At 60.1% G+C, this 22,347-nt stretch carries 22 protein-coding genes, 1 tRNA gene and 1 pseudogene; 17 read left to right on the forward strand and 7 right to left on the reverse strand.

What is annotated here, in order from left to right; all coding sequences use genetic code 11:
• The first annotated feature begins 166 nt into the window (after positions 1–166).
• From AC0L3N_RS27860 to AC0L3N_RS27880, 5 genes are all read left to right on the forward strand, one after another.
• Positions 167–928 carry a 3-hydroxyacyl-CoA dehydrogenase gene (locus tag AC0L3N_RS27860; RefSeq protein WP_473486846.1) on the forward strand — a complete coding sequence of 254 codons (762 nt, stop codon included), beginning with the start codon at positions 167–169 and terminating at the stop codon, positions 926–928.
• Between the two features lie 6 nt (positions 929–934).
• A complete protein-coding gene (locus tag AC0L3N_RS27865; protein ID WP_473550712.1) occupies positions 935–2,107 on the forward strand; it encodes a CaiB/BaiF CoA transferase family protein in 1,173 nt (390 codons plus the stop codon).
• 38 nt (positions 2,108–2,145) lie between these two features.
• Positions 2,146–2,925 (forward strand): HugZ family pyridoxamine 5'-phosphate oxidase, encoded by a 780-nt coding sequence (locus tag AC0L3N_RS27870; protein ID WP_473550713.1) that lies wholly within the window; start codon positions 2,146–2,148, stop codon positions 2,923–2,925.
• A 155-nt stretch (positions 2,926–3,080) separates the two neighbouring features.
• Entirely contained in the window at positions 3,081–3,419 is a 339-nt protein-coding gene (locus AC0L3N_RS27875) for an ArsR/SmtB family transcription factor (RefSeq protein ID WP_123149342.1), read from the forward strand.
• Between the two features lie 247 nt (positions 3,420–3,666).
• Positions 3,667–4,470 (forward strand): TrmH family RNA methyltransferase, encoded by an 804-nt coding sequence (locus tag AC0L3N_RS27880; protein WP_473550715.1) that lies wholly within the window; start codon positions 3,667–3,669, stop codon positions 4,468–4,470.
• Positions 4,471–4,499: 29 nt separating this feature from the next.
• Here AC0L3N_RS27880 and AC0L3N_RS27885 read toward each other — a convergent pair whose 3' ends face one another.
• Positions 4,500–5,663: a coiled-coil domain-containing protein gene (locus AC0L3N_RS27885; protein ID WP_473550716.1), complete on the reverse strand. Its 1,164-nt coding sequence runs from the start codon at positions 5,661–5,663 to the stop codon at positions 4,500–4,502.
• A gap of 148 nt (positions 5,664–5,811) precedes the next feature.
• On the reverse strand, positions 5,812–6,351 hold the full coding sequence (locus AC0L3N_RS27890) for a DUF1134 domain-containing protein (RefSeq protein WP_292190885.1): 540 nt from the start codon (positions 6,349–6,351) through the stop codon (positions 5,812–5,814).
• A gap of 437 nt (positions 6,352–6,788) precedes the next feature.
• On the opposite strand from AC0L3N_RS27890, the gene chpT reads away from it, so the two are divergent.
• Complete coding sequence (gene chpT, locus AC0L3N_RS27895) at positions 6,789–7,418, forward strand: histidine phosphotransferase ChpT (RefSeq protein WP_473550718.1); 630 nt, start codon at positions 6,789–6,791, stop codon at positions 7,416–7,418.
• 247 nt (positions 7,419–7,665) lie between these two features.
• Positions 7,666–8,034 carry a response regulator gene (locus tag AC0L3N_RS27900; protein WP_473550719.1) on the forward strand — a complete coding sequence of 123 codons (369 nt, stop codon included), beginning with the start codon at positions 7,666–7,668 and terminating at the stop codon, positions 8,032–8,034.
• Positions 8,035–8,152: 118 nt separating this feature from the next.
• Here the strand turns inward: AC0L3N_RS27900 and ctrA are convergent, their stop codons facing one another.
• A complete protein-coding gene (gene ctrA / locus AC0L3N_RS27905; protein WP_123149336.1) occupies positions 8,153–8,848 on the reverse strand; it encodes a response regulator transcription factor CtrA in 696 nt (231 codons plus the stop codon).
• A gap of 451 nt (positions 8,849–9,299) precedes the next feature.
• Between ctrA and AC0L3N_RS27910 the strand changes: the two genes are divergently transcribed.
• A complete protein-coding gene (locus tag AC0L3N_RS27910) occupies positions 9,300–9,677 on the forward strand; it encodes a flagellar export protein FliJ (RefSeq protein WP_029349790.1) in 378 nt (125 codons plus the stop codon).
• Positions 9,678–10,130: 453 nt separating this feature from the next.
• On the opposite strand, the gene sciP is transcribed toward AC0L3N_RS27910, so the two are convergent.
• A complete protein-coding gene (sciP, locus tag AC0L3N_RS27915) occupies positions 10,131–10,406 on the reverse strand; it encodes a CtrA inhibitor SciP (protein ID WP_006203587.1) in 276 nt (91 codons plus the stop codon).
• A 273-nt stretch (positions 10,407–10,679) separates the two neighbouring features.
• On the opposite strand from sciP, the gene mnmA reads away from it, so the two are divergent.
• Positions 10,680–11,870 carry a tRNA 2-thiouridine(34) synthase MnmA gene (gene mnmA / locus AC0L3N_RS27920; protein WP_473550721.1) on the forward strand — a complete coding sequence of 397 codons (1,191 nt, stop codon included), beginning with the start codon at positions 10,680–10,682 and terminating at the stop codon, positions 11,868–11,870.
• Positions 11,871–11,918: 48 nt separating this feature from the next.
• On the opposite strand, the gene AC0L3N_RS27925 is transcribed toward mnmA, so the two are convergent.
• Positions 11,919–12,884, reverse strand: coding sequence for a Gfo/Idh/MocA family protein (locus AC0L3N_RS27925; RefSeq protein WP_473550722.1), 966 nt, complete (start codon positions 12,882–12,884; stop codon positions 11,919–11,921).
• A 324-nt stretch (positions 12,885–13,208) separates the two neighbouring features.
• Here AC0L3N_RS27925 and AC0L3N_RS27930 point away from each other — a divergent pair.
• Positions 13,209–13,285 (forward strand) — tRNA-Met (locus AC0L3N_RS27930).
• Positions 13,286–13,801: 516 nt separating this feature from the next.
• Here the strand turns inward: AC0L3N_RS27930 and AC0L3N_RS27935 are convergent.
• Positions 13,802–14,404 carry a hypothetical protein gene (locus AC0L3N_RS27935; protein ID WP_473550724.1) on the reverse strand — a complete coding sequence of 201 codons (603 nt, stop codon included), beginning with the start codon at positions 14,402–14,404 and terminating at the stop codon, positions 13,802–13,804.
• Between the two features lie 249 nt (positions 14,405–14,653).
• On the opposite strand from AC0L3N_RS27935, the gene AC0L3N_RS27940 reads away from it, so the two are divergent.
• Entirely contained in the window at positions 14,654–15,706 is a 1,053-nt protein-coding gene (locus AC0L3N_RS27940; RefSeq protein ID WP_473550725.1) for a recombinase family protein, read from the forward strand.
• Positions 15,707–16,397: 691 nt separating this feature from the next.
• Here AC0L3N_RS27940 and AC0L3N_RS27945 read toward each other — a convergent pair.
• Positions 16,398–17,657, reverse strand: coding sequence for an MFS transporter (locus AC0L3N_RS27945; protein ID WP_287065260.1), 1,260 nt, complete (start codon positions 17,655–17,657; stop codon positions 16,398–16,400).
• 319 nt (positions 17,658–17,976) lie between these two features.
• On the opposite strand from AC0L3N_RS27945, the gene AC0L3N_RS27950 reads away from it, so the two are divergent.
• From AC0L3N_RS27950 to AC0L3N_RS27975, 6 genes and pseudogenes are all read left to right on the forward strand, one after another.
• Positions 17,977–18,711 (forward strand): recombinase family protein, encoded by a 735-nt coding sequence (locus AC0L3N_RS27950; RefSeq protein ID WP_473550759.1) that lies wholly within the window; start codon positions 17,977–17,979, stop codon positions 18,709–18,711.
• 309 nt (positions 18,712–19,020) lie between these two features.
• Positions 19,021–19,260, forward strand: a complete 240-nt coding sequence (locus AC0L3N_RS27955; RefSeq protein WP_473550726.1) for a hypothetical protein — start codon at positions 19,021–19,023, stop codon at positions 19,258–19,260.
• Between the two features lie 14 nt (positions 19,261–19,274).
• Positions 19,275–19,439, forward strand: coding sequence for a hypothetical protein (locus AC0L3N_RS27960; RefSeq protein ID WP_473550728.1), 165 nt, complete (start codon positions 19,275–19,277; stop codon positions 19,437–19,439).
• A 354-nt stretch (positions 19,440–19,793) separates the two neighbouring features.
• Positions 19,794–19,897: pseudogene (locus tag AC0L3N_RS27965) on the forward strand (phosphoketolase family protein); the annotation flags it as partial.
• A gap of 437 nt (positions 19,898–20,334) precedes the next feature.
• Complete coding sequence (locus AC0L3N_RS27970) at positions 20,335–21,261, forward strand: cation diffusion facilitator family transporter (RefSeq protein ID WP_473550730.1); 927 nt, start codon at positions 20,335–20,337, stop codon at positions 21,259–21,261.
• 299 nt (positions 21,262–21,560) lie between these two features.
• Positions 21,561–22,196 (forward strand): VIT family protein, encoded by a 636-nt coding sequence (locus tag AC0L3N_RS27975; protein WP_473550731.1) that lies wholly within the window; start codon positions 21,561–21,563, stop codon positions 22,194–22,196.
• The last annotated feature ends 151 nt before the right edge of the window (positions 22,197–22,347 follow it).

Here is a 22,347-nt window from a genome sequence, read left to right on the forward strand (position 1 = left end):
AAGTGCTACAGCGTCCTTTGCGCGTCCGAAGGACGCGCGGCGCTGTAGTGCATATCGCCCAAAGTGCGCAGCGGTTTTGGGATAACGACATGCATAAAAACAATGACCTAAAGCGCGTCGATTGAGTCCGTTTCAATTCGACGCGCTTTAGATGGAGGACGCCGGCATGAACCCGAACGGCCAGATTGCGATCGTCACCGGCGGCGGCTCCGGCCTCGGCGAAGCGACGGCGCGTGCACTGGCCGCGAAGGGCGCCGGCGTTGCCATCCTCGACCTCGGCATCGAGCATGCGGCGAAGATTGCGGCCGATATCGGCGGCATCGCCATCCAATGCGACGTAAGCAGCGCCGACGGCGGTGCTGCTTGCGTCGCGGAAGTGGCAAAAAAGCTCGGCGAACCTCGTATCCTGGTCAATTGCGCCGGCATCGCCATCGGTATGAAGACGATCGGCAAGGACGGTCCGCACCCGCTCGACCAATACCGCAAAGTGATCGAGGTCAATCTGATTGGCACCTTCAACATGATCCGCCTCGTCGCCGACCGGGCCGCGAAGCTTGAGCCGCTGGAGGGCGGCGAGCGCGGGATCATCGTCAACACGGCATCGGTCGCCGCCTATGACGGTCAAATCGGCCAGGCCGCCTATTCAGCCTCCAAGGGCGGCGTCGTCGGCATGACGCTGCCGGTTGCGCGCGACCTTGCCCGGTCGGGCATTCGCGTCTGCACCATCGCGCCCGGCATCTTCAAGACGCCGATGATATCAGGCATGCCGCAAGAGGTGCAGGATTCGCTGGGCGCCGCGGTGCCCTTCCCGTCCCGTCTCGGCGAGCCTTCCGAATATGCGGCCCTTGTGCTGCACATAGTCGAAAACCAGATGCTCAACGGCGAGACCATCCGCCTTGACGGCGCCATCCGCATGGCGCCGAAGTAGCCGATCATGAGTGCCGAAGTCTCGCCGCAGGCGAAGACCGGCCCGCTCGCCGGTCTGACGGTGATCGAGATGGCCGGGATTGGACCGGTGCCGCTGGCCGGCCTGATGCTGTCGGAGATGGGAGCCGAGGTGCTGCGCATCGAGCGGATTGGGTCGACCCAGCCGTTCCTGTCGCTACCGGATGAATACGACCTCGACCGTCACGGCCGCTCCATCCTGCGGATTGACCTAAGTCGCTGGGAAGGCGCCGAACTGGTGCTGCGCCTTGGCGAAAAGGCCGACATTCTGGTTGAAGGGTTTCGTCCCGATGTCATGGAGCGGTTTGGCCTCGGGCCGGACGCGGCATTGGCGCGCAACCCGGCGCTGATCTACGGCCGCATGACGGGATTCGGCCAGGACGGACCGCTATCGGGTCGTGCCGGCCACGACATCACCCACCTCGCCTATTCGGGTGTGCTGCACGCCATCGGCCAGGAAGGAAGCCGGCCAGTCCCACCGCTCAACCTCGTTGCCGACTATGGCGGCGGCGCCGTGATGCTGGTTGCCGGCGCACTGGCCGCCCTGTTTGAGCGTTCGCGCTCCGGCAAGGGCCAGGTGATCGATGCCGCGATGATCGAGGGCGCTTCGATGCTGGCGACACCTGTGCACGCCTTGATGGCGGCGGGCCTGTGGAGTGACACGCGCGGCGCGAACCTGCTCGATTCCGGCGCGCCCTTCTACGATACCTATGAGACGGCGGACAGACGGCACGTCGCCGTCGGCTGCCTTGAACCCCGGTTCTTCGCTGAATTCGCAAGACTGCTGCCGCTCGACAAGCGTTTTGTGCACGGCCAATACGACAGGAATTTGTGGCCGCAGATGCGCGCTGCCATTGTCGATCGGGTCGGGCAGAAGACACGGGACGACTGGGACCGTCTCTTTGCTGCGACCGATGCTTGCGTTGCACCGGTTCTGTCGTTGCGGGAAGCCAGGGATCATCCGCACAATCGCGCTCGCAACGCCTTTGTAATGTCGGGTGCGCTTGAGCGCCCCGCCCCGGCGCCGCGCTTTTCGCGCTCCCGGCCGACGCTTGCCGCCATGCCGGCCGATCACCATTGTCTGGCGGCGACCGTGCTGGCACGCTTCGGCCTTTCGGAAAGCGAAACTGAGGCCCTTGTCAAATCCGGTGTGATAGGTTGATAACCAGAGAATAAAAATCAGCTTAAGACGGGTGGATTTTGGCCGACCGAAAAAAGGATGTGATCCGCGAGACCGACGCCGAAGCGATCAGGCTGGCGAAGACGCTGATCCGCAGTGCCCGTTTCGGCGCGCTGGCAGTGATCGAGCCCGGGACCGGTTCGCCGCTGGCCAGCAGGGTTGGTGTCGCCACCGATATCGACGGCGCGCCGCTTATCCTTGTGTCGATGCTGTCCGCCCATACCGGCGCGATCCTTGCCGACCCGCGCTGTTCGCTGCTTGTCGGCGAGCCCGGCAGGGGCGACCCGCTGGCGCACCCGCGGCTGACGCTCGTCTGTCGGGCAGCACGGCTTGAGCGCGGGTCCGGCGAGCATGCCCGCGCCGAACGGCGCTATCTCAACCGCAACCCCAAAGCGAAGCTCTATGCCGGACTTGGCGACTTCTCGATCTTCCGCCTCGAGCCGGAGCGGGCCAGTCTCAACGGTGGCTTCGGCAAGGCCTACTTGCTCGAGAGCACCGATCTGATCACGACCGCTCCGATCGTCGAAGAGCTTGCCGCTGGTGAACAATCCGCCCTCGACCATATGAATGCCGACCATAGCGACGCAATTGCGGTCTACGCGCGCCATTTCGCCAAGGCCGCAGGCGACGGCTGGGTCATCACCAGCTTCGACGCCGACGGCATGGACCTGGCATTGGGCGACGATGTCTGCCGGGTCTTCTTCCCCGAGCCACTGAGGACAGCGCGTGAGCTCAGGCATGTTCTGGTCGACATGGCAAAGACCGGCCGAGTTGCAGACGAAACACAGTCCGACAGTTAATCGTGTCGGGTCGAAAGCAAGTCTTGAGGTTTGAGTGAAATGTACTACCCTTTCTCGGTAGCGTTGAATCGCCAGCGCACATTCGCGAGTGAGTCTATGGAATCAGACGCTATTGCCCCCATAGCGCCGGATGAGCAGGAAGGTGTGGGGGATCGATGGTCTCGAAAAAGCTAATCGCCAATGCCGAATCAGCGGCTGCGTTTCTGACGCTGATGGGCAACGAGAAACGACTGTTGATCATGAACTATCTGGCCGACGGTGAAATGTCGGTCGGTGCTATCGCCGAGAAGGTTCTGCTCAGCCAATCCGCCCTGTCACAGCATCTGGCCAAACTGCGGGCGCTCGATCTCGTCGAGACCCGGCGCGACCGGCAGATGATCTACTATTCCTGCAAATCCGATGCCGTGCGCGAACTTCTCAACACGCTGGACGGGATTTTCGGCGAAGGTGAGTTGTCGCAGATGGCGTACCGCCTGCGTCGCTCCGGGACTTGACCGGCCAATGCATGTCGCCCAAAGCCTGCCCTTGGGCTTGACCCAGGGCTTGACCCGAGGGTGCGAAGCGGTTTTGGGATAACGACATACATAACAACAAGAACTGGCCCAAGCACCCCCTACCTCGCTGACGGTTCTTAGAGCGACTTGCGTCCACTTGGACGCAGGAAGTACTTTGGATCCACGCATCGAGCTGTCCGAAAACCCAGTGCGATTTTCGGGGTGATGCGTGTCCGCCGAGGCAAGCATGCGCCCCATTCGTATCGAAGACCCGCAAGACCCGCGCGTCGCCGCCTATCTCGACATCCGCGAGCGCGATCTTGCCGGCCGGCAGGGCCGCTTCGTCGCCGAAGGCAAGGTGGTGCTCGAAATGCTGCTCGCGGCCAAACGCTTTTCGGCCGAATCGGTGCTGGTACTCGAAAACCGGCTGGCAGGCATCGATGGAACCCTGCGCAAGGCACCCGCGGACCTTCCGGTCTACGTCGCGGCCAGCGAGGTCATGGACAGGATTGCCGGCTTTCACATGCATCGCGGCATATTGGCGATCGGCCGCAAGGGCGCGGCGCAGCCTGCAGAGGCCTTGCTTGACATCTTGCCCGCCCGCGCGTTGATCGTCGTGCTGGTCGGCATCGCTAACCATGACAATATGGGCTCGATCTTTCGCAACGCCGCCGCCTTCGGCGCCGATGCGGTGTTTCTGGACGCGACCTGCTGCGATCCGCTGTACCGCAAGGCGATCCGCGTCTCGGTCGGCGCCGCGCTGAAAGTTCCCTTCGCCTCCCTCACTGAGACCATCGGCTTCACCGCGGCGCTCGACCGGCTGGGCTTCGGTCAGTTCGCTTTGTCGCCACGCGGCCAAACCGGCATCCGCGATGCGAAAGGGACTGAACGGCTGGCGCTCTATCTCGGCAGCGAAGGCGAAGGCCTGCCCGAAAGTCTGCTCGCCCGCCTGCGGACGGTGCGGATCGATATGGCAGAAGGTTTCGACAGCCTGAATGTCGCCGCCGCGTCAGCCATCGCCTTACATCATTTTTCGGCAAGCAGGACCTGAGCCGCAGAAGACAGCATCACTGCCTGGGCTCAATGCGCCGATTCGGCCTTCTGCAGCGCCCGCACGCGATCGGCAAGGCTGCGTTCGCCGCTTCCCGGTTGGTTGGGTGCCGCAAGAGCCTTTGCGATCGGCGACTCCGGCCCGTCGAGCTTCGCCGTCAGGGCGACGACTTGCGCCGCCAGGTCGCTCATCTGCTCACGCAATGCAGCGCTGGCGCGGCGCGCATCGTCGCCGCCTTCGGATTTGGATGCCTCGAAGGCGGCAAGATCCGTTTTCAGTTTCTTGTTCTCGCGGGCCAGTTCCGTCAGCCTCGCCTCCAACCGTTCGCGGTCGTTGTCGAGCTTGGCGATGACTTTTTGGGTGTCGTCCTTGACGGCCGCATCGGCCGGACTGCCTTGCACTCCGACGAAACGCACCGCGGAGGCGTTTTCCACGCGTTCGCTTTTCGACTTTTCGCGAAGCCGCGCGATTTCCTTGTCGCGGCGGTCAAGCTTGTCCTCGCGATCGGCAAGCGTGGCGAGCAGGCGCTCGACCTTCTTGTCCAGTTCGCCCGTCCTTTTCTTCTCGGCCTTCAACGCGTCTCGCGAGGCCTTGCTCTCGGCCGCGATCTCCTGTTGACGCCTGTCCGCCTCCTTGCGCTGGCCACGCAGCACCGAAATGTCGTCGGCCAGCTTTTGCAGTTCGGACTCGCGCGCCACAAGTTCGATCTGACGGCTGCTCGAAGAAAAGCTGGCGTCGTCATACATGTGCTCCAGTTTTTTCAGCTCGAGCACACGCTTTTCCAGGGCCTGCTCGGTTTGAGCAAGCCGATCCGACAAAAGCTGCAACTGGTCTTTGCGCTGCCGAAGGTCTTCGCCCTTGGCCTCGAGCGCGGAAAGGGCCTGTTCCTTGTCCTTCCGCTCGAGCGCCAGTTCCTTCAGTGCTTCGCGGCAACGGCCGATCTCCACAAGCTGTTCGGCCGATTTCTCGCGCAACGACTTGACGCTCATCTCAAGCCGACGCGTCGACATGGCGAACTCGGCGCGGATGCGATCCTTCTCCGCCTGGATCTCGGCCAGCGTCAGCGGCATCGAGCCCTCGACGCGTTTACGCGTCAGCATCACGGCCCGCCGCCAGATGGCCGGGGCAATCATCAGCGCCAGAAAGCCGGCGCAGAAAAAGCCGAGGACAAAGAACAGGACCGACTGAACCAAGGTGACTATCCGTTATGAACGGCAAACAACCGAAAGCGACTGTGCCACGTTCGCATGACGGAATTCCAGTGCCGCGGCAAGGGTCTGCCGCAGCAATGTTCAGACCGTCGATCCTGGAACCAATCGCGGTGACGAGGCAACCGCTTGCTCAGAATGGATTCCAGGTGGCGCGCTGGGTAAGCTTGAGATAGCCGAGATTGACGCCAAGCCGGGCGCCGACACCGGTACGGATCGGCACCAGCAGCACATTGTTGTTCTTCATCACGTTGAAGCCGACGCCAGCCACGAGGTAGGCGGAGCCGGCAAGGCCGCCGAAACGATTGTAGAGGCTGTTCACGTCGTCGAGATTATAGACCAGCATCATCACCCGCGAGCCCTCGCCGCCAAAATCCCAGCCGAGCGACGGGCCCTGCCAGAACACTTTGTGATCGCCGGCATTCTTGGTATAGAGCGTGCCTTCGCCATAGGTCAGGCCACCGATCAGCGCGCCCGAGCCCTCCTCGCCAAGCAAATAGCCATTGGGCAGGCCGTAGGAGGCGAAAATCTTCTCGACGACGGTGGCGAGCCCGCCCGACGTCGCGCCGAAGAATTTGTGACCGGAATCGACGATCTCCTGAGCGGTGTATTCCTGGGCCCGCGAAGGCGAGGTCGAAAAGACGATGACAAGGCCCATGAGAGCGATCGCCATTGAGAGGACACGGAAGAAACTCCGGTCAGAGATGACACGGAAAATCCGGTCAGAGGTGACGCGGAAAAAACTCCGGTCGTAGTATCGGGAAAACATGCTTCCAATCTCCGTCAGGGAGCACTTTCGCCGACGCCTCACATCCGTGCGGCTCTTTGGCGGCCGCTAAGGATGACTGTTATGGGCAAACTATGCTGTAATCCTTTTTCAACCATTAAGCTTTCACATGAAGATGGCGGTTAAAAGGCTGGTTTCGCGTCGCCCCGCAGTATCCGCACCCTGCGTGAACACACCATTTTCGATAACGACAATTCCGGATTTGTTGCCGCACGCTCAGGCGCTGTGTATTCAAGGCCTTGGGAGAGAGCGTGATTCGTGTGGGCAGGCGTGATCATTTATCGCGCGGCCATTCCAGTGAAATTTTGCAGGGACTTTCGCCGATGGCCGAGCTTTTCACCATTTCCGCACCCGATCTCGCAGCGCTTTTGTGCAGCCGGGTCTGCCACGACATCATTTCGCCGGTCGGCGCCATAAACAACGGGCTTGAGCTGCTCGACGAAGGCGGCGCCGACGAAGATGCCATGAAATTGATTCGGCAGAGCGCCAGAAACGCTTCGGCCCGCCTGCAATTCGCCCGCATCGCCTTCGGCGCAGCCGGTTCTGCCGGCATGATGATCGACACGGGGGACGCCGAGGCCGTTGCGATCGCCTTTTTGAAGAACGAGAAGCCGGAACTGGTCTGGAACGGAACCCGTGCGCTGCTGCCCAAGAACAAGGTAAAGCTGCTGCTCAATCTCATTCTCGTCGCCAACGCCGCCATTCCGCGTGGCGGTAAGCTTACGGTTACGCTTGAAAACCTCGACACAGAACCCCGCTTTGCGCTCGCCGCGAGCGGTCCGATGCTGCGCGTGCCGCCCAAATTCCTGGAGCTCCATTCCGGCAACAGGCCTGAAGAACCGATCGACGCGCATTCGGTGCAGCCCTACTACACGTTGCTTCTGGCGCGCGAGGCGAACATGACGATATCGATCCACGCAACTGCAGAAGAAATCGTACTATCGGCTGCTTGAAGTTACTAAGAAATGATTGAAAAGAACAGATAATAGCTTTTAGACAATATTTACTACCCCCTCACGGTCGAATGAAGCGAGCCTTCCAGACTAGTTCGGCCGAAGCATCGGTCAAGAAGTTTCCGTAAAAGCTGTTCTTGCAAAAATTTTACCTATCGGCTTTTCAGCTTCTTTACCGGATTGATCCTACCGTGCCTTTCAGTACCGCGACGCTGCCGGATTGCCGCATGGCAAAGAGGGACCGGAAATGAAACGCTGCATGTTCATCGACGATTCGAGCGTCATCAGGAAGGTCGCAAAGCGCATCCTGGGTGGTTCCGACATGCTGGTCATCGAAGCTGCCGGCGGGTTTGACGCGGTCGAGATGTGCACTGCCGACATGCCGGATATCATCGTCGTCGACGGCGCCTTGCCGGACATGCAGGCGGAGGACGTCATCCGCCGCATACGCGCCATGGAAAGTCCGATACAGCCCCAGATCCTGATTTCGCTGGTTGAGGTCGACGTCGCTTCGATCATGCGGGCAAAGCGCGCCGGCGCTCAAGGCTATCTGCTGAAGCCGTTCAATCGGCCGCAACTTCTCGAATGCTTCCGCACCTTGAGAATTGCAGCCTGATTCGCCGATCCCTGGCGCATGGCCCCCGGAAATTGGCGCTCCATGTCTGCGATACAAACGCAAAAGTCCGGCCGAAGCCGGATTTTGTCGGAAAATCGATCGGATCGGCGTCGTCAGCTCAGGCGCTGACGCGGATATCTTCCGGCTCGCGCAGCACATAGCCGCGACCCCAAACCGTCTCGATGTAATTCTGGCCGCCGGAAGCGTGGTCGAGCTTCTTGCGCAGCTTGCAGATGAAGACGTCGATAATCTTCAGTTCCGGTTCGTCCATGCCGCCGTAAAGGTGGTTGAGGAACATTTCCTTGGTGAGCGTAGTGCCCTTGCGCAGCGAGAGCAGCTCCAGCATCTGGTATTCCTTGCCGGTCAGATGCACGCGCTGGCCACCGACCTCAACGGTCTTGGCATCGAGATTGACCACCAGGTCGCCGGTGGTGATGACCGACTGGGCATGGCCCTTGGAGCGCCGCACGATAGCGTGGATGCGGGCGACCAGTTCGTCCTTGTGGAACGGCTTGGTCATATAGTCGTCTGCGCCGAAGCCGAGGCCGCGTACCTTGTCCTCGATGCCGGCCATGCCGGAGAGGATAAGGATCGGCGTCTTCACTTTGGAAAGGCGAAGTGTTCTCAAGACCTCGTATCCCGACATGTCGGGGAGATTGAGGTCGAGAAGGATGATATCGTAGTCGTAGAGCTTGCCTAGATCGACACCTTCTTCGCCAAGATCGGTCGTATAGACGTTGAAACTTTCCGATTTCAGCATCAGCTCGATGCTTTGTGCGGTTGCACTGTCATCTTCTATCAGCAGAACACGCATTTCATTCCCCTTTTCTGCTGCCGGACCATTTCACGACCCGTCCAGGACCGGAGCAGTGATTGCCTGAGCAGAGGCTGCCATCGAATGGTTAACAAAACCTAATTCCGTGCCGCCGACGGTATCAGATTTTTTAACCCCTTTCTACACCTTGTTGAATCTAATAGTGAATCACAGAACCAAACCGCTAATGCAAAACATTAATAAGCCAGACTAAGTGACTCTTTGGACTCGCTGGCCGTGCTTCCGCATCGAGAGCCGGAATTTTTACCCGGCCTTAAGTCCTGAGCCCTATGATTAACAATGCCCGTAAACGAATGGTTACCGCCGGCAAAAAACTTTAGGAATTTGTTTCCCATAGTTCCTGTAAAGTCGGTGGAAACGGGTAAAGCCTGAGGTTTGCCAGGTGGATTGGACGATATGTGCAGGTGTGCGTTTCCAGGAGTACCGAATCATGAAGTCACGTGAAAACCTCGTTCGGCTGAAGCAGTTCCAGGTGAATGAGAAGCGGCGGCAATTGCTGCAACTCGACATGATGATCGCTGAATTCGAGCGCATGGCTGTCGAACTGGAGCTCCAGATCACTGCCGAAGAAAAGAAAGCCGGCATCACCGACATCAACCATTTTGCCTATCCGACCTTCGCCAAGGCAGCGCGCCTGCGCCGCGACAATCTCAGAAACTCGCAAAGCGACCTCGCCCAGCAGCGAAGCGTTGCCGAATCACTGCTCGGCGAAGCCGAAGCGGAGCTTTCCAAAGCGGAAATGCTCGAATCGCGCGACACCAAGATCCGCGACGCCGAGACCGGCGGCCGCAGCGCCATGATCGGCTGAAAACAAGGCTTTAAGCCGGTCAACACCCGGCGATCAGGGCGTTGCTCGTCTGGAACGTCGCCGCTCATTGGTCGAGCAGTCGCCAGTTTCAGGGCTACGCTACCAAAATCTCCTTCACGTTCCGAGACCGCCCGCATCCGGGCATTCCTGATGTCGGCGCAGGCGATTCCGGCCAGGACCTTATCTGATTGAGCAACCCACCGGTTCTGGCCGAGTTCGGCGCGTCGAGCGGATGTCAGTCGGGCCCGACCGCGCCGGCTTGTGGAACGTGGCAAGGTCGACGCGAAAAAGCTTGTCGTTCCTGTGGCAATGATCCGCTCGAAGAAGCAGGCGCCGCTCATGCCTTTCTCGGCCGATCGGCAGGTGGTGCTGACCGTCTGAAGCAGAGAAAACCGTTGCGGCAAAGCAAAAAGGGCGCGGATTGTCGCGCCTTTTGACTTCCTTGAACCAGCCTTAATGGCGATATTGCTGGATGCGCGTCGTGCGCAGGCCGGCAAGGCCATATTCGTCGATCGACGCCTGCCAGGACAGGAATTCCTCGGTGGTCAGCTTGTAGCGCTGGCACGCCTCCTCGAGGCTCAAAAGCCCACCCCGTACAGCCGCCACCACTTCCGCCTTGCGCCGGATAACCCAGCGACGTGTGTTCGTCGGCGGCAGATCGGCAATCGTAAGGGGGCTGCCGTCAGGCCCGATAACATATTTGACGCGCGGTCTAACAAGATCGGTCATCGTACTCTCTACTAAAAACTCAAAGACCCAATCCCCACCACATTACCGCCACAGCTTTAAAAATTGCCTAAGCGAACCCTAATAGCTAGGTAAGGATCATGAACGCCGCGTTAGTCTTTTCGTCGGCATTTGAGATATCTGCCCGCGAGCGCCGAATCCGTTCAAAAAAATCGGCCGGTTCGCGAAGCTGGCGCACCCGGAAAGCTTGACCTATATTCCGGCCATTGGCATTCAAGCGCCCTCGTCCAGGGCGCCGTGCAGAACGAAAGAACCATGAACAGCCTCGACCTTCCCGGACGTCCCGAAAACACCCGCGTCGTTGTCGCCATGTCGGGCGGCGTCGACTCGTCGGTCGTTGCCGGTCTTTTGAAGCGCGAAGGCTATGATGTCGTCGGCGTCACGCTGCAGCTCTACGACCATGGCGCGGCAACGCACCGGCCCGGCTCATGCTGCGCCGGCCAGGACATCGACGATGCCCGCCGCGTCTCCGAGACGCTCGGCATTCCGCACTATGTGCTCAATTACGAGGAGCGCTTCCGCAAGGCGGTGATCGACCCCTTCGCCGAGAGTTATGTGGCCGGCGAAACGCCGATCCCTTGCGTTTCCTGCAACCAGACGGTGAAATTCGCCGACCTTCTGGCGACCGCCAAGGAGCTCGGTGCCGACGCGCTGGCCACCGGCCATTACATCCGCTCCGGCGCCAACGGCGCCCATCGCGCACTGTACCGGCCGGTCGACGCGGACCGCGACCAGAGCTATTTCCTGTTCGCCACCACGCAGGCGCAGATCGATTATCTGCGCTTTCCGCTTGGCGGCCTGTCGAAGCCGCAGGTTCGCGCCATCGCCGAGGAAATGGGGCTGACGGTCGCCGCCAAGCAGGACAGCCAGGACATCTGCTTCGTGCCTGAGGGCAAATATTCCGACATCATCGCCAAGCTGAGGCCGACTGCTGCCAATCCGGGCGACATCGTCCATATCGACGGCCGCGTGCTCGGCCGCCATGAAGGCATTTTGCGCTACACGATCGGTCAGCGCCGCGGCATCGGCGTCGCCTCGGGCGAGCCGCTCTACGTCGTCCATCTCGACGCCGATCGGGCCCGCGTCGTCGTTGGCCCGCGCGAGGCGCTGGAGACGCACAAGATCTATTTGCGCGACATGAACTGGCTGGGCGACGCTGCGCTGTCCGACATCCCGGCGGCCGGGCTGGAGCTTTTCGCGAAGGTCCGCTCGACACGCCCGCCGCGCCCGGCCGTGCTGCATCACAACGCCGGCATCACTTCGGTGGAACTGGTCGACGGCGAGTCCGGCATCGCGCCCGGCCAGGCCTGCGTGCTCTATTCCGACGACGGCAACCAGGCCCGCGTGTTCGGCGGCGGCTTCATCGAGCGTTCCGAGCGTGGCGCCGAGGCCGAGGCGATGCTGACGCGGCTGGCAGCCCGCCCGGCGCAGATTCCCGCCGAATGATCCCGATTCTATCGGGATGATCAGGCTCTAACACAGCGGCACTTTCTTTCAGGAAGACGATCCGGTGTGGGTAACCGTGCCAGCGGTCAGGATACGCAGCACCCTGATGGCTTCCTCGCCGCTGGTGCGCGGTTCTGCCCGCGTCTCGATGCACTGGATGAAATGCTCGAGCTCTCGCGTCAGCGGCATGCCCTCGCCTACCGCCACATAGGACGGCTCGTTTGTGGTGAAGGCCCATTGGCCGCTGTCTTGCCATACCGCGTGACGGTAGACGGCGAGCTTGCGCTCCCACGGCTCGACATCGTCGAACACCGCCATCGCCTTGGTGCCGACCACGGTCAGCCGCCGCTCGCGGTAAGGGTTGAGCCGCGACGCGAAGAGATGGCTGCGCAGACCGTTGGGAAAGCGCATGTGCAGATGCGCGAAATCGCTGAGATTGTCGAGGAGCGCTGCCCCCTCGCCACGCACCTCGATCGGTTCCGTGCCGGTGATGGCGAGGATCATCGACAGATCGTGCGGCGCAAGGTCCCACAGCGCATCGTTCTCGGTGTGGAACTTGCCGAGCCCGAGCCGGTGCGAATGGATATAGCGGACCTCGCCGAGCTCGCCATTGTCGATCAGCGCTTTCAACGTCTCGAAGGCTGGATGAAAGCGCAGTACATGGCCGACCATGAAGACACGGCCATTGTCGGCCGCCGCCTTCACCGAGCGCCCGGCATCCGCCACCGTCAGCGCGATCGGCTTCTCCACCAGCACGTCCTTGCCGCCCTGGACGGCGCGCACCGCCATGTCGGCATGGAACTGCGGCGGCAGCGCCATGACGATGGCATCGACGTCGCTGCGGACAAAGAGCGCCTCCGGCTCGATCGCCAGGCAATCCTGCTCACTGGCGAAGCCTTCGGCGCGGGCAGGGTTGACGTCCGAGACCGCGTGCAGCGCGCCGAGCGCCTTGAGGGTGCGGATGTGGTTGCTGCCCCAGTATCCGCAACCGAGGACTGCAATGCGCGGTTTCATCATTCCAACTCTAGAATTTCGTGGCCGAGACATAGCGGCGCGCCCCGCCGAACTCAACCCGGCATTTCTGTGCCCAATTATCTGCCCGGCAAAGCTTTTCGGCCATCAGAGCGACGTGCGTGCACCTGGACACACAAAGTACGTCTCAAAACCGTGAAGCTTGGCGACGCGACAGGATGCGATAGAGTGTGGCGCCAGCTGCATCGACACCGGCTGCATCGATGCTTGACAGGCTTGGCGTCCCAACCTTATATCCGCCCGACCTTGGCGAACGCTTCGACATGCCCTCTGATTTGAGGCGGATTTCGGGCCTTTCGCCGCCCTGGCGGGGTAGCTCAGTTGGTTAGAGCACGGGAATCATAATCCTGGGGTCGGGGGTTCAAGTCCCTCTCCCGCTACCACCTTCAAAGTCCAAACAATTCTCCGGTTCGCTGATGGCTTCCCGAAAGCCCAGCGTGTGCGGTACGTGCGGCCGAAAGCCGGGGAGTGCGGAAACGACGTTCTTCCGCAAAACGCTCTCTGAACGCCCATCATTCTCCAAAGCTGGGGAGTAGCCCTAAAAGGTCCCCAGGTTTTGACACCGGCAATATCAATGCTTTAGCGCCGGCCTTGCTACGGGCAGTTTTGCGCTTCGCTCGCCTGTCAAGGAAGACCACAAATAGGTTGTCGCTCGCTAGGTCCGGCTTGCGCCAACACGGACATCCCCAAGCCACTGCTCGACGTCGCGTCTTGGGCCGAAGGCGGACCGACAGCTTGCGGTATGTCCCTAGCGGATAGCAGACATTCAACCGGCAGCTACCGGTCCGCTTCTGAGTTCTAGGGGGCGGAAATCAGCCGATCGGCTTCAGCCTCATTTTCTTTTAATGAGACCTCGTATTTGATCCTACACAAGCGGTTCGGGCGCCGAGACGCATGAGTTAAATGGGCTCTCTTTTCATTAGCTCGGCGCCCAGATTGGCATCGACGATTTGCCAGGCATTAAAGGCCGTCATTCCTGACGCCGTAAGAGCGCGGAGCTCATCCCGCATCCGAAGATGATGTTCGGGATATCTGCGAAGCGCATCGGGCAGCTTTACTCCGCCCCGAAATCCATGCGTTGCCACACCGTCGCTGGCTTCTAGCCATTCGATCGAGGCATCGGGGATGAACTGGAACGTGGAAGGTAACAGCTTCATCTGTGGCGTTAGACAAAGCCATTGCCCGCGAACCTCGACAACTGAATGCAGGACAACAATTGGACTATAGATCCACCAACCCCAAACATGACGGCTCAGCCGATCCGGGTCATTTGCCGCCTGTGTGGAGCAATTTACGTGACAGTCCTTGGGAACCATGCCGGCCGCCAGAAGATGCTCTTCGGGCGGTCGCGTGACAGTAACTCGCGGCAGGGCGAGAACCTCAGCAAGTGTGTTAGCCTCCCATTCGGTCGGGGGGAAAGCTAATCGCTCGGCCTCCCGCAAGGCGATTCGCCCCAGCTGCTCTTTGCGGAGCGCACTCTCAGCCATCGCTTCGTGTTTCATGATTCCTTTCGGTCGTCCGCTGATTATCGCCTCTCTGGCCGACCGGGAGTTGCTACCGTCCGAGGTGGTGTAGGTCAATTCGACTGGCTGCAAGCTGCCGCCTGTGTGTCATCTAGCGAAAGTTTGCTTTTGACTAATCCGGGCTCTGGCGACAGAGAGCCCGGCGATGTTTGGAGACGTCTAGGTATCGGTTCACGGTCACCAATTGCAAACGGTGGTTTGCAGTTTGAACACCTCGGAAACAGCAGCATGACGAGCGCGGTCGCCTACTATCGGGTTTCCACACAGCGGCAAGGACGCTCGGGCTTGGGCATCGAGGCCCAGCGTGCCGCGGTCGCCCGCTTTGCCGAGGCCGAGGGAATGATCATCCTGCAGGAGTTCACCGAGATCGAAACCGGAAAGGGCTCGGACGCCCTAGATCGCCGCCCGCAACTTGCAGCCGCCCTCGCCCTGGCCCGACAGGCCAAGTGCCCGGTAATTGTCGCCAAGCTTGACCGACTCTCGCGCGATGTCGCCTTCATTGCCGGACTGATCGTCCAGCGGGTGCCTTTTGTCGTCGCCGAACTCGGTGCTGATGCCGATCCGTTCATGTTGCACCTTTACGCCGCGTTGGCAGAGAAAGAGCGGCGGCTGATCTCGGAGCGCACCAAAGCCGCCCTCGCCTCTCGCAAGACCACTGGAATGAAGCTCGGCAATCCGACCAACACAGCCGAAGCTGCGGCGAAAGGTCGGAAGATATCGATCCGGGAGGCTGACAGATTTGCCCAAACCGTGCTGCCGATCATCGCCTCCATCCAGCAGTCCGGCATCACCAGCCTACGTGGACTGGCAATCGCCCTGAACAATCGAGCGTTCGAACCGCGCGCAACGGCCAGTGGCAAGTCTCTAACGTGCGCAACATTTTGGGGCGGCAAGCTTCTGCGAACGTGCTTTTATAGGCGGGAATTTGCTGACCAGCATGCCCCCCCTTGCCCGGCTCCCGCTCGACGCCGACCAGTTCGAACTCGTCGACCGTCCAGCTCTTTATCTTCAGCCAGTTCGTCGTCGGGCCGCTCCGATATTTGCTGTCGGCGCGCTTCGAGACGATCCCCTCAATCCCTGCCTGGTCGACGAGGTAGAAGATCGCGTTTGGGTCACCAGGCATCGCCTCTTGTTCGGCTTGATTTTACCATAGAGAATTTCGCGGCGCGCCTTGCAGGTGACGACCGCCTCGCCGTCGAGGAGCCAAAAGCTTCCAAGCATGGTCGCGACTTCGCCACCTGGCTCGGACCGGTTCCTGCCAAGTGGCAAAAAGGGGAATAAACTTAGTCTGAAAGAGCAATCCGAGCGGTTCAAGGAAGCCGCCCGGGAGCTTGAAGCGAGGAAAGCCGGAGACTTTCTAACAGGGACACAGCGAATTGGGGGAATTGCTTGGCTTCGTCACGGGAAACGAGGACTCTGACGCTGCGCCCGATCCCTTGGTGGCTCGGGGAAACCAAAGGCATCGTGTTCGAGGATCATCCTAATGCAGCGCCACGTCGGTGTTTGGGGCCGAAAAGGCGAAACAGGCTGCGATGCACCCCGACTGGATCAAGGAAAACGTGGCGGGAGCGGACGAATTGAGCATGACCGCTGTTCTCATCACGCCGTGCGTTAAGGCTGGGATTGGTGCGAAGCCCGCACTGAAGAAGGTGCTTTACTGGTCTGTCGATGATTTTCAGAAATGGGCCAAGAAGGCCGTCCGGACAGTCAGGGATCTGAACGCGAAGCGGCTGCCGCACAGCGATCTCTTCTGGAAGGACGAAGCAAGGGATCGCCTCCACAAGGACGGGTTGACTCAGACCACGATTATCGAACGCCTGGAAGCGTTCGGGGCGCCGGACTTTTCAACAATATCGGCCGAGATAGGACACTCCACTGTAGGGAGCGGCTGTGCAAAGCGCACAATCTACAGACGGCGGCAAGCGACACAGCGACGCATTCCCGACGGGATTGTCAGACTTGCCGCCTGGTTTCACTCTGCGGCCGGGCCGGTTCGTGGATCCAGCCGCAGCGATTCAGGCGTCCCAGCCTGCTCGACCGGCAGTGTCCTGAACGCCTCCTTGGCAGCCTGCGATACCGGAGCGCGGCTCCTGATGCTGACCAGCGCGTATACGGCGAGCAGAGTGTGCGCGAGAGCGGTAGCGAGGAACAAGCTCTCGGGCCGCATCTCGGCCATCAGCACGGCCCCCAGCACCGGCCCGACCATCGTGCCGAAGCCATAGAACAGCAGCAGACCGCTCGACACCTTGACGAACTCCTCTGGACGGGCGCGGTCGTTGGCATGTGCCACTGCGACCGAATAGAGGGTGTAGGCCAGGGCACCGTAGGCCGCGGTGGTAACTATGACCAATGCGGCCGACCGCGGCTGGAGGACGAAGACGAGGAGCGCGAAGACGGCCGCTCCGACCGCCGCACCGGCCAGCACATGGCGGCGGTCGGTGATATCGGACAGCCGGCCCACCGGAAACTGGAGAGCGGCACCGGCGAGAACAACTGCGCTTGCCATCACCGCAATACCCGTGTTGCTGATACCGATGCGGGCACCATAGACGGCTCCGAGCGTTCCCCAGGCTCCGTTGGCAACGCCGGTCAGGAAACAGCCGATCAGGGCGAGCGGTGAAGTGGCATAGATACCTTTCAGATCGAGGGCGACATCCTCTAGCGGTTTTGGCGTCGCTGCCGATGACACTGCCGTCGGGATTAAGGCGAGGCAGAAGAAGATCCCGGCGACCATGAACAGCGACGCGTTCCTCACGTCTCCCAAGACGACGATCATCTGGCCGGCCACGAGCGAGGCATATGAGACAATCATGTAAAGGCCGAAGACGGTGCCCCGGCTCTCATTGGTCGCCTTCTCGTTTAACCAGCTCTCGACGATCATGTAAGCGCCGGCCATCACGAAGCCAGTGAAGGCGCGCAGAACAATCCATACGTACTGGTCAACCATCAGGCCGGTGAGCAGCGCGATGATTGCGCCAGAAGCCGCAAAGGTGCCGAATGCGCGGACGTGCCCGATCTGGCGGACAAGCCGAGGTGCCAAGATGCAGCCGGCGACGAAACCGCCCGCCCAGGCGGTTCCGAGTAACCCAAGGGACGCAGTCGAGAACCCCTCCGCCTGCCCGCGCAGCGGCAAGAGCAAGCCATGCAACCCTGTTGCTGCAAGCAGGAAACCCGTGCCGCGAAGAAGCGACAGGATGGGGCGGTAGCCGAGAGGTAAGAGGTAACCTAGCATCTTCCGATAGGGCACAACAGCTTTGGTGCCCCCACTAAACTGGCCGCGCCCGCCTAATGTCAACGCATGAGGCCTACATCGGTCCGGCTTTCCCCCTTGAGCGGTCACTGCCGCCTCGCGATAAGAAGGTCCACTTGGGGTCAATTTACGTCGTAGAACGCTTGTGATGGCTTCTCATCCCGATCGCTCGGGAGTGCGTCTGATGGAGGAAACCGGCTGGTGCGCCCTGCTACGCTCGCCGGTGACCGGAAGTTTTCATAAACAACCACTTAGAAGTTGCTTCTCATTCTCCTGTGAGCACACCCCAGGGATTAGCAACATGCCGCGCGCGGTCGCCTACTATCAAGTCTCCACTCAGAGGCAAGGACGTTCAGGCTTGGGCATCGAGGCCCAACGTGCCGCGGTCGCCCGCTTTGCCGAGGCGGAGGGAATGATCATCCTCCAGGAGTTCACCGAGATCGAAACCGGAAAGGGCGCGGATGCTTTTGATCGACGTCCGCAACTGACAGCTGCCCTCGCCCTTGCCCGGCAGTTCAAATGCCAGGTGATCGTGGCCAAGCTCGACCGCCTGTCGCGAGATGTCGCCTTCATAGCCGGCCTGATGGTCCAGCGGGTCCCGTTTATCGTCGCCGAACTTGGCGCCGATGCCGATCCGTTCATGTTGCACCTTTACGCCGCGTCGGCAAAGAAAGAACGGCGGTTAATCTCGGAACGGACCAAAATGGCCCTCGCCTCGCGCAAGACCACTGGCATAAAACTCGGTAATCCGACTAACACAGCGGAAGCTGCGGCGAAGGGTCGGAAGATGTCGATCGAAGAAGCCGACCGGTTTGCCCAGACCGTGCTGCCAATCATCGCTTCCATTCAGCGGTCGGGCATCACCAGCCTCCGTGGACTGGCAATCGCTCTAAACAACCGCGGCGTTCCCACAGCGCGCAATGGCCAATGGCAGGTGTCGAACTTGCGCAACGTTCTCGCGCGGCAATCCCCTACTCTTTATAAGCGGGAAATAGCCACCGGCGCGGCCGGGACAAACGGGATCGACGCCGGTTAACTACTAATATCCTCGACAAGAGAAACTCGGCTGATTGGCATTGCGGTACGTCAATAACACTATGCGGTGCCGGTAATGACTGATTTGTGACGCGCCCACAGTTCTGCCAACGACCGGCGTCATTCGGGCTGAGCGGGCAGGTTCGCAATGTGGCCGGGCTCTTGCGATTGCTCATCCGTTAAGCACGCTGAGTGAATTGAAAGCGCCGCCACCTCGTGGCTTCTTCATATTTGTGCTTAGCTGCCTGCTGCATCGCGGTGGCTAGCATGTTCGAAATAGTGCAATCACTCTCCGACTCGAATTTGTTCTGTGGATGCCGTCGAGCACAGTTTTGCGGGCGGCAAGGTCTCTGCGCCGGTCGCGGGAGTGGTCTCAATCAATGTAGCCTATGCCGGCCAATCGTTGGTGGCTGGCGCGCCAATCGCCGAGATCCTCGATGCGACCGATATCTTCGTCGACTGGTACATTCCCAACAGCGCCTCGCCGATCCCAGAATCGACCATCAGGTTATGGTGTTGTTCGGTAACCGATGAATTCCCGGCACGATAATCGACATCCTGCCGGTGTCCGATGTCTACGCTGGCCGGCAGCCGCAGTTCGGGCGCGACCGTCAGGCCACTCAGATTGCGCGTATCCGCTTCAACGAGGGCGCGCCGCCGCCGGCGCTCAATTCAACGGTCTCCATTCACATGTACTACACGCGCTTCGTTGCTCGCGTCGCCGAGTAGCTGATATGGCTGTTCGGACTCGACTGAGCTGGGCGATACGTAATGCAAATTGAAGCCGACCAGTCTCTGTGCCCCGCCTGTGGTGGCGGCCTCGAAATCTTCCCGGTGTTTCATCACATGATGTGCGCCTATGTAGGCCCCAATACGACTTCGTACCAACACCTAAAGGTTATACTTGCCCGAAATGCGGGCGCCCCATCGAGTCAGAAGACAACGCCTGCGAGATTGTCGCAACGAGCGCACGGTGCAGCCGATGTCACAAAGAGATGGTGGTCTGGCCGCTAGACAAGGCCCGATTGTAATACCACCAGCCGGCGCGCCTCTCGGTCGATGAACTTCGAGCGATGACGCCTATACCGGCCGTCCAACTATCTGTCGGTCGCCAGATTTTCCTCCTCGATAACCCGCTGTTGAAGGAGCCGCTGAAGCGCGAGCACGTCAAGCCACGGCTGCTCGGCCAAGGTTGAACATGCTCTTCGTCACCTCAATAGGCGAGTGTGTTCGGCGGAGGCGATTTCTCCGCATGCTCAAGATGTCGGTATAGTTTGCTACTGCTGGCCAGCCGTCGCTCGGCTCTGTAGCCGGTTGTGACTCACGCCCGGCTTCGGTGAGGTTGAGAAACGAGCCGAGCGCATGTTCAAAGCGCTTTAGCGCCGCAAGGGGAGCTTTCCGAGAGGGCCGTGAAGTTTACCCCTAGATCTAGAAGCTGCCATGTTTTGGCTCTCAGATTGCTACACAGTCCCTTCCAGCTTGAAAGTCTGACAGTTTCGGGCGAACCTGTACAGCAGGGGGTCGATAACCCCCTAATTGGGTTCTGTATTCAGCAATTGGGTGAGCGACAACTAACGCAGCACAAGACTGGTTCGGCTCTCCGCTCGTAAGCTGATTGAGATAGATGTTCAGCGAACAAGGTTTCCTCCGCACCTCGATTTTTGCAACGGTTGCCGTCGCGGCCTTTGGAATTGTCTTCGGCCTGTTGTCGGGCTCGTTCTCGATCGCTTTTGACGGCGCCTATTCTCTTGGCGATGCGGGGATGACAATCCTGGCTCTTTGGGTATCCAGCCTCATTGTAAGATCGGCGAAGACCGATGCATTGTCGGGCAGGCTGCGCAATCGCTTCACGATGGGATTCTGGCATCTGGAGCCTATCGTGCTTGGCCTCAATGGCACCCTCCTTATTGCCGTTGCAAGCTACGCCCTTATCAACGGGGTAATCACCATTTTACACGGGGGCAACGAACTGCGCTTTGGCATCGCGATTGTCTATGCCGTTGTCACCCTCGCGGTCTGTCTGGCAATGGCGTTAATAGGCACGCGGGTAAATAGGAGTCTGCAGTCGGATTTTATCGCATTGGATGTCAAGGCATGGATAATGTCCGCCGGCATAACGTCGGCCCTCTTGATCGCTTTCCTAATCGGTCAGGCGGTAGGCGGAACACCACTTGCCTGGATTTCGCCATACGTCGATCCTGTCGTTCTGGCGTTGGTTTGCGTAGTGATTATCCCGTTGCCCATCGGCGCGGTGCGCCAAGCTCTGTCCGAGATCTTGCTCATAACACCTGTCGATCTCAAAGCTCACGTTGACCGAATTGCCACCGAGACAGTACAGCGGGAAGGATTTCTGTCCCATAGAGCTTACGCCGCAAAAGTTGGACGGGCCACGCAAATAGAACTCTACTTTATCGTGCCGGCGAACCTGCCTCCAAAGAGCATCGAGGAGTGGGATCGCATCCGCGACCAGATAGGTACAGCAATTGGCGATGAAGGACACAATCGCTGGTTAACAATAGCCTTTACTGCGGACGTCGGCTGGGCCGAATAGCGATACCGTCATGAGGTATCCGTTCTCAATCCGCTAGCGCAATTTACGCAGACCCGCATCGCGCGACCGAGGTCGACATTGCGGGAGACGCGTTCCGAGAAGAGTGTCTGATGACGAGGAAGTCACGCTGGCGAGGAGAAGATCACAATGCTATCCTCATGGTGTCGCCTTGCGTTCCAGATGGATAATGACGCAGCCGGCATCGTAAAATCCGTCCCATGGCACAGTGATGACGCACATCGCGGGCCACGACTTGTTCTTCGGGGTAGACAATGGGCGCTGGGCATCTGGGTGCATCGATGCGAGTGCTCGAACCTATCGAGCGGATTTCCGAAGTGCTTTTCGGCCTTATAATGGCGCTTACCTTTACCGGCTCGATGAGCGTTGCAGGGGTGGGCCGACTGGAAGTGCGTACAATGCTGGTCGGCGCGATCGGCTGCAATCTGGCTTGGGCTCTCATCGATGCAATCATGTATCTCATGGGGTGTCTTGCCGATCGGGCAGCAGACCAGCGCACCATTGCCAAGGTGCACCAGGCTGCCACACCCGAAGAGGCACGGGCGGCAATAGCTGACAGGCTGCCTTCGCTGGTGGCGTCGGTATTGACGCCTGCCGATCTCGACAGGGTGCATTCCACGCTGTCGAAGGTCACGACGGCGAAAACGCGGGCAGGACTCAAGAGAGAGGACTGGCTAGGCGCCGCGGCTGTTTTTGTTCTGGTGTTCGGCTCTACGATGCCCATCATTGTTCCGTTCCTGCTTGTGCAGGATGCCCGAACTGCGCTTCGGATCTCAAACTCAATCGCCATTGCGATAATGCTGATCGCTGGTTACGCGTTCGGACACCTGGTAGAATACCGGCCGTGGTGGACGGCCGGTTCCATGGTTTTGCTCGGTTGCCTGTTGGTTGCGCTGACCATCGCGTTAGGCGGTTGAGGGACCGCGGCTGGTCGGCTGCACACGTGCTGTTCTGTCGGACAGATCGCAGCGGGCGAACCCGACGCTCCAACCTGCGGCATCAACACCGTGCCATGGCCTGTTTCCTCGATTGCCGTAACTTTCGCCTCGTTCCTTGTCAGGTCCACCA

Source organism: Mesorhizobium sp. WSM4807 (genome assembly GCF_055811615.1).

Bases quoted from the DNA above. Each gene is read 5' to 3' on its own strand.
- AC0L3N_RS27865 (WP_473550712.1), top strand. From the start codon at position 935: ATGAGTGCCGAAGTCTCGCCGCAGGCGAAGACCGGCCCGCTCGCCGGT.
- AC0L3N_RS27940 (WP_473550725.1), top strand. From the start codon at position 14,654: ATGACGAGCGCGGTCGCCTACTATCGGGTTTCCACACAGCGGCAAGGA.
- AC0L3N_RS27925 (WP_473550722.1), bottom strand. From the start codon at position 12,884: ATGAAACCGCGCATTGCAGTCCTCGGTTGCGGATACTGGGGCAGCAAC.
- AC0L3N_RS27910 (WP_029349790.1), top strand. From the start codon at position 9,300: ATGAAGTCACGTGAAAACCTCGTTCGGCTGAAGCAGTTCCAGGTGAAT.
- AC0L3N_RS27875 (WP_123149342.1), top strand. From the start codon at position 3,081: ATGGTCTCGAAAAAGCTAATCGCCAATGCCGAATCAGCGGCTGCGTTT.
- chpT (WP_473550718.1), top strand. From the start codon at position 6,789: ATGGCCGAGCTTTTCACCATTTCCGCACCCGATCTCGCAGCGCTTTTG.
- mnmA (WP_473550721.1), top strand. From the start codon at position 10,680: ATGAACAGCCTCGACCTTCCCGGACGTCCCGAAAACACCCGCGTCGTT.
- ctrA (WP_123149336.1), bottom strand. From the start codon at position 8,848: ATGCGTGTTCTGCTGATAGAAGATGACAGTGCAACCGCACAAAGCATC.
- sciP (WP_006203587.1), bottom strand. From the start codon at position 10,406: ATGACCGATCTTGTTAGACCGCGCGTCAAATATGTTATCGGGCCTGAC.
- AC0L3N_RS27950 (WP_473550759.1), top strand. From the start codon at position 17,977: ATGCCGCGCGCGGTCGCCTACTATCAAGTCTCCACTCAGAGGCAAGGA.
- AC0L3N_RS27860 (WP_473486846.1), top strand. From the start codon at position 167: ATGAACCCGAACGGCCAGATTGCGATCGTCACCGGCGGCGGCTCCGGC.
- AC0L3N_RS27975 (WP_473550731.1), top strand. From the start codon at position 21,561: ATGCGAGTGCTCGAACCTATCGAGCGGATTTCCGAAGTGCTTTTCGGC.
- AC0L3N_RS27970 (WP_473550730.1), top strand. From the start codon at position 20,335: ATGTTCAGCGAACAAGGTTTCCTCCGCACCTCGATTTTTGCAACGGTT.
- AC0L3N_RS27945 (WP_287065260.1), bottom strand. From the start codon at position 17,657: ATGCTAGGTTACCTCTTACCTCTCGGCTACCGCCCCATCCTGTCGCTT.
- AC0L3N_RS27935 (WP_473550724.1), bottom strand. From the start codon at position 14,404: ATGAAACACGAAGCGATGGCTGAGAGTGCGCTCCGCAAAGAGCAGCTG.
- AC0L3N_RS27880 (WP_473550715.1), top strand. From the start codon at position 3,667: ATGCGCCCCATTCGTATCGAAGACCCGCAAGACCCGCGCGTCGCCGCC.
- AC0L3N_RS27890 (WP_292190885.1), bottom strand. From the start codon at position 6,351: ATGGCGATCGCTCTCATGGGCCTTGTCATCGTCTTTTCGACCTCGCCT.
- AC0L3N_RS27900 (WP_473550719.1), top strand. From the start codon at position 7,666: ATGAAACGCTGCATGTTCATCGACGATTCGAGCGTCATCAGGAAGGTC.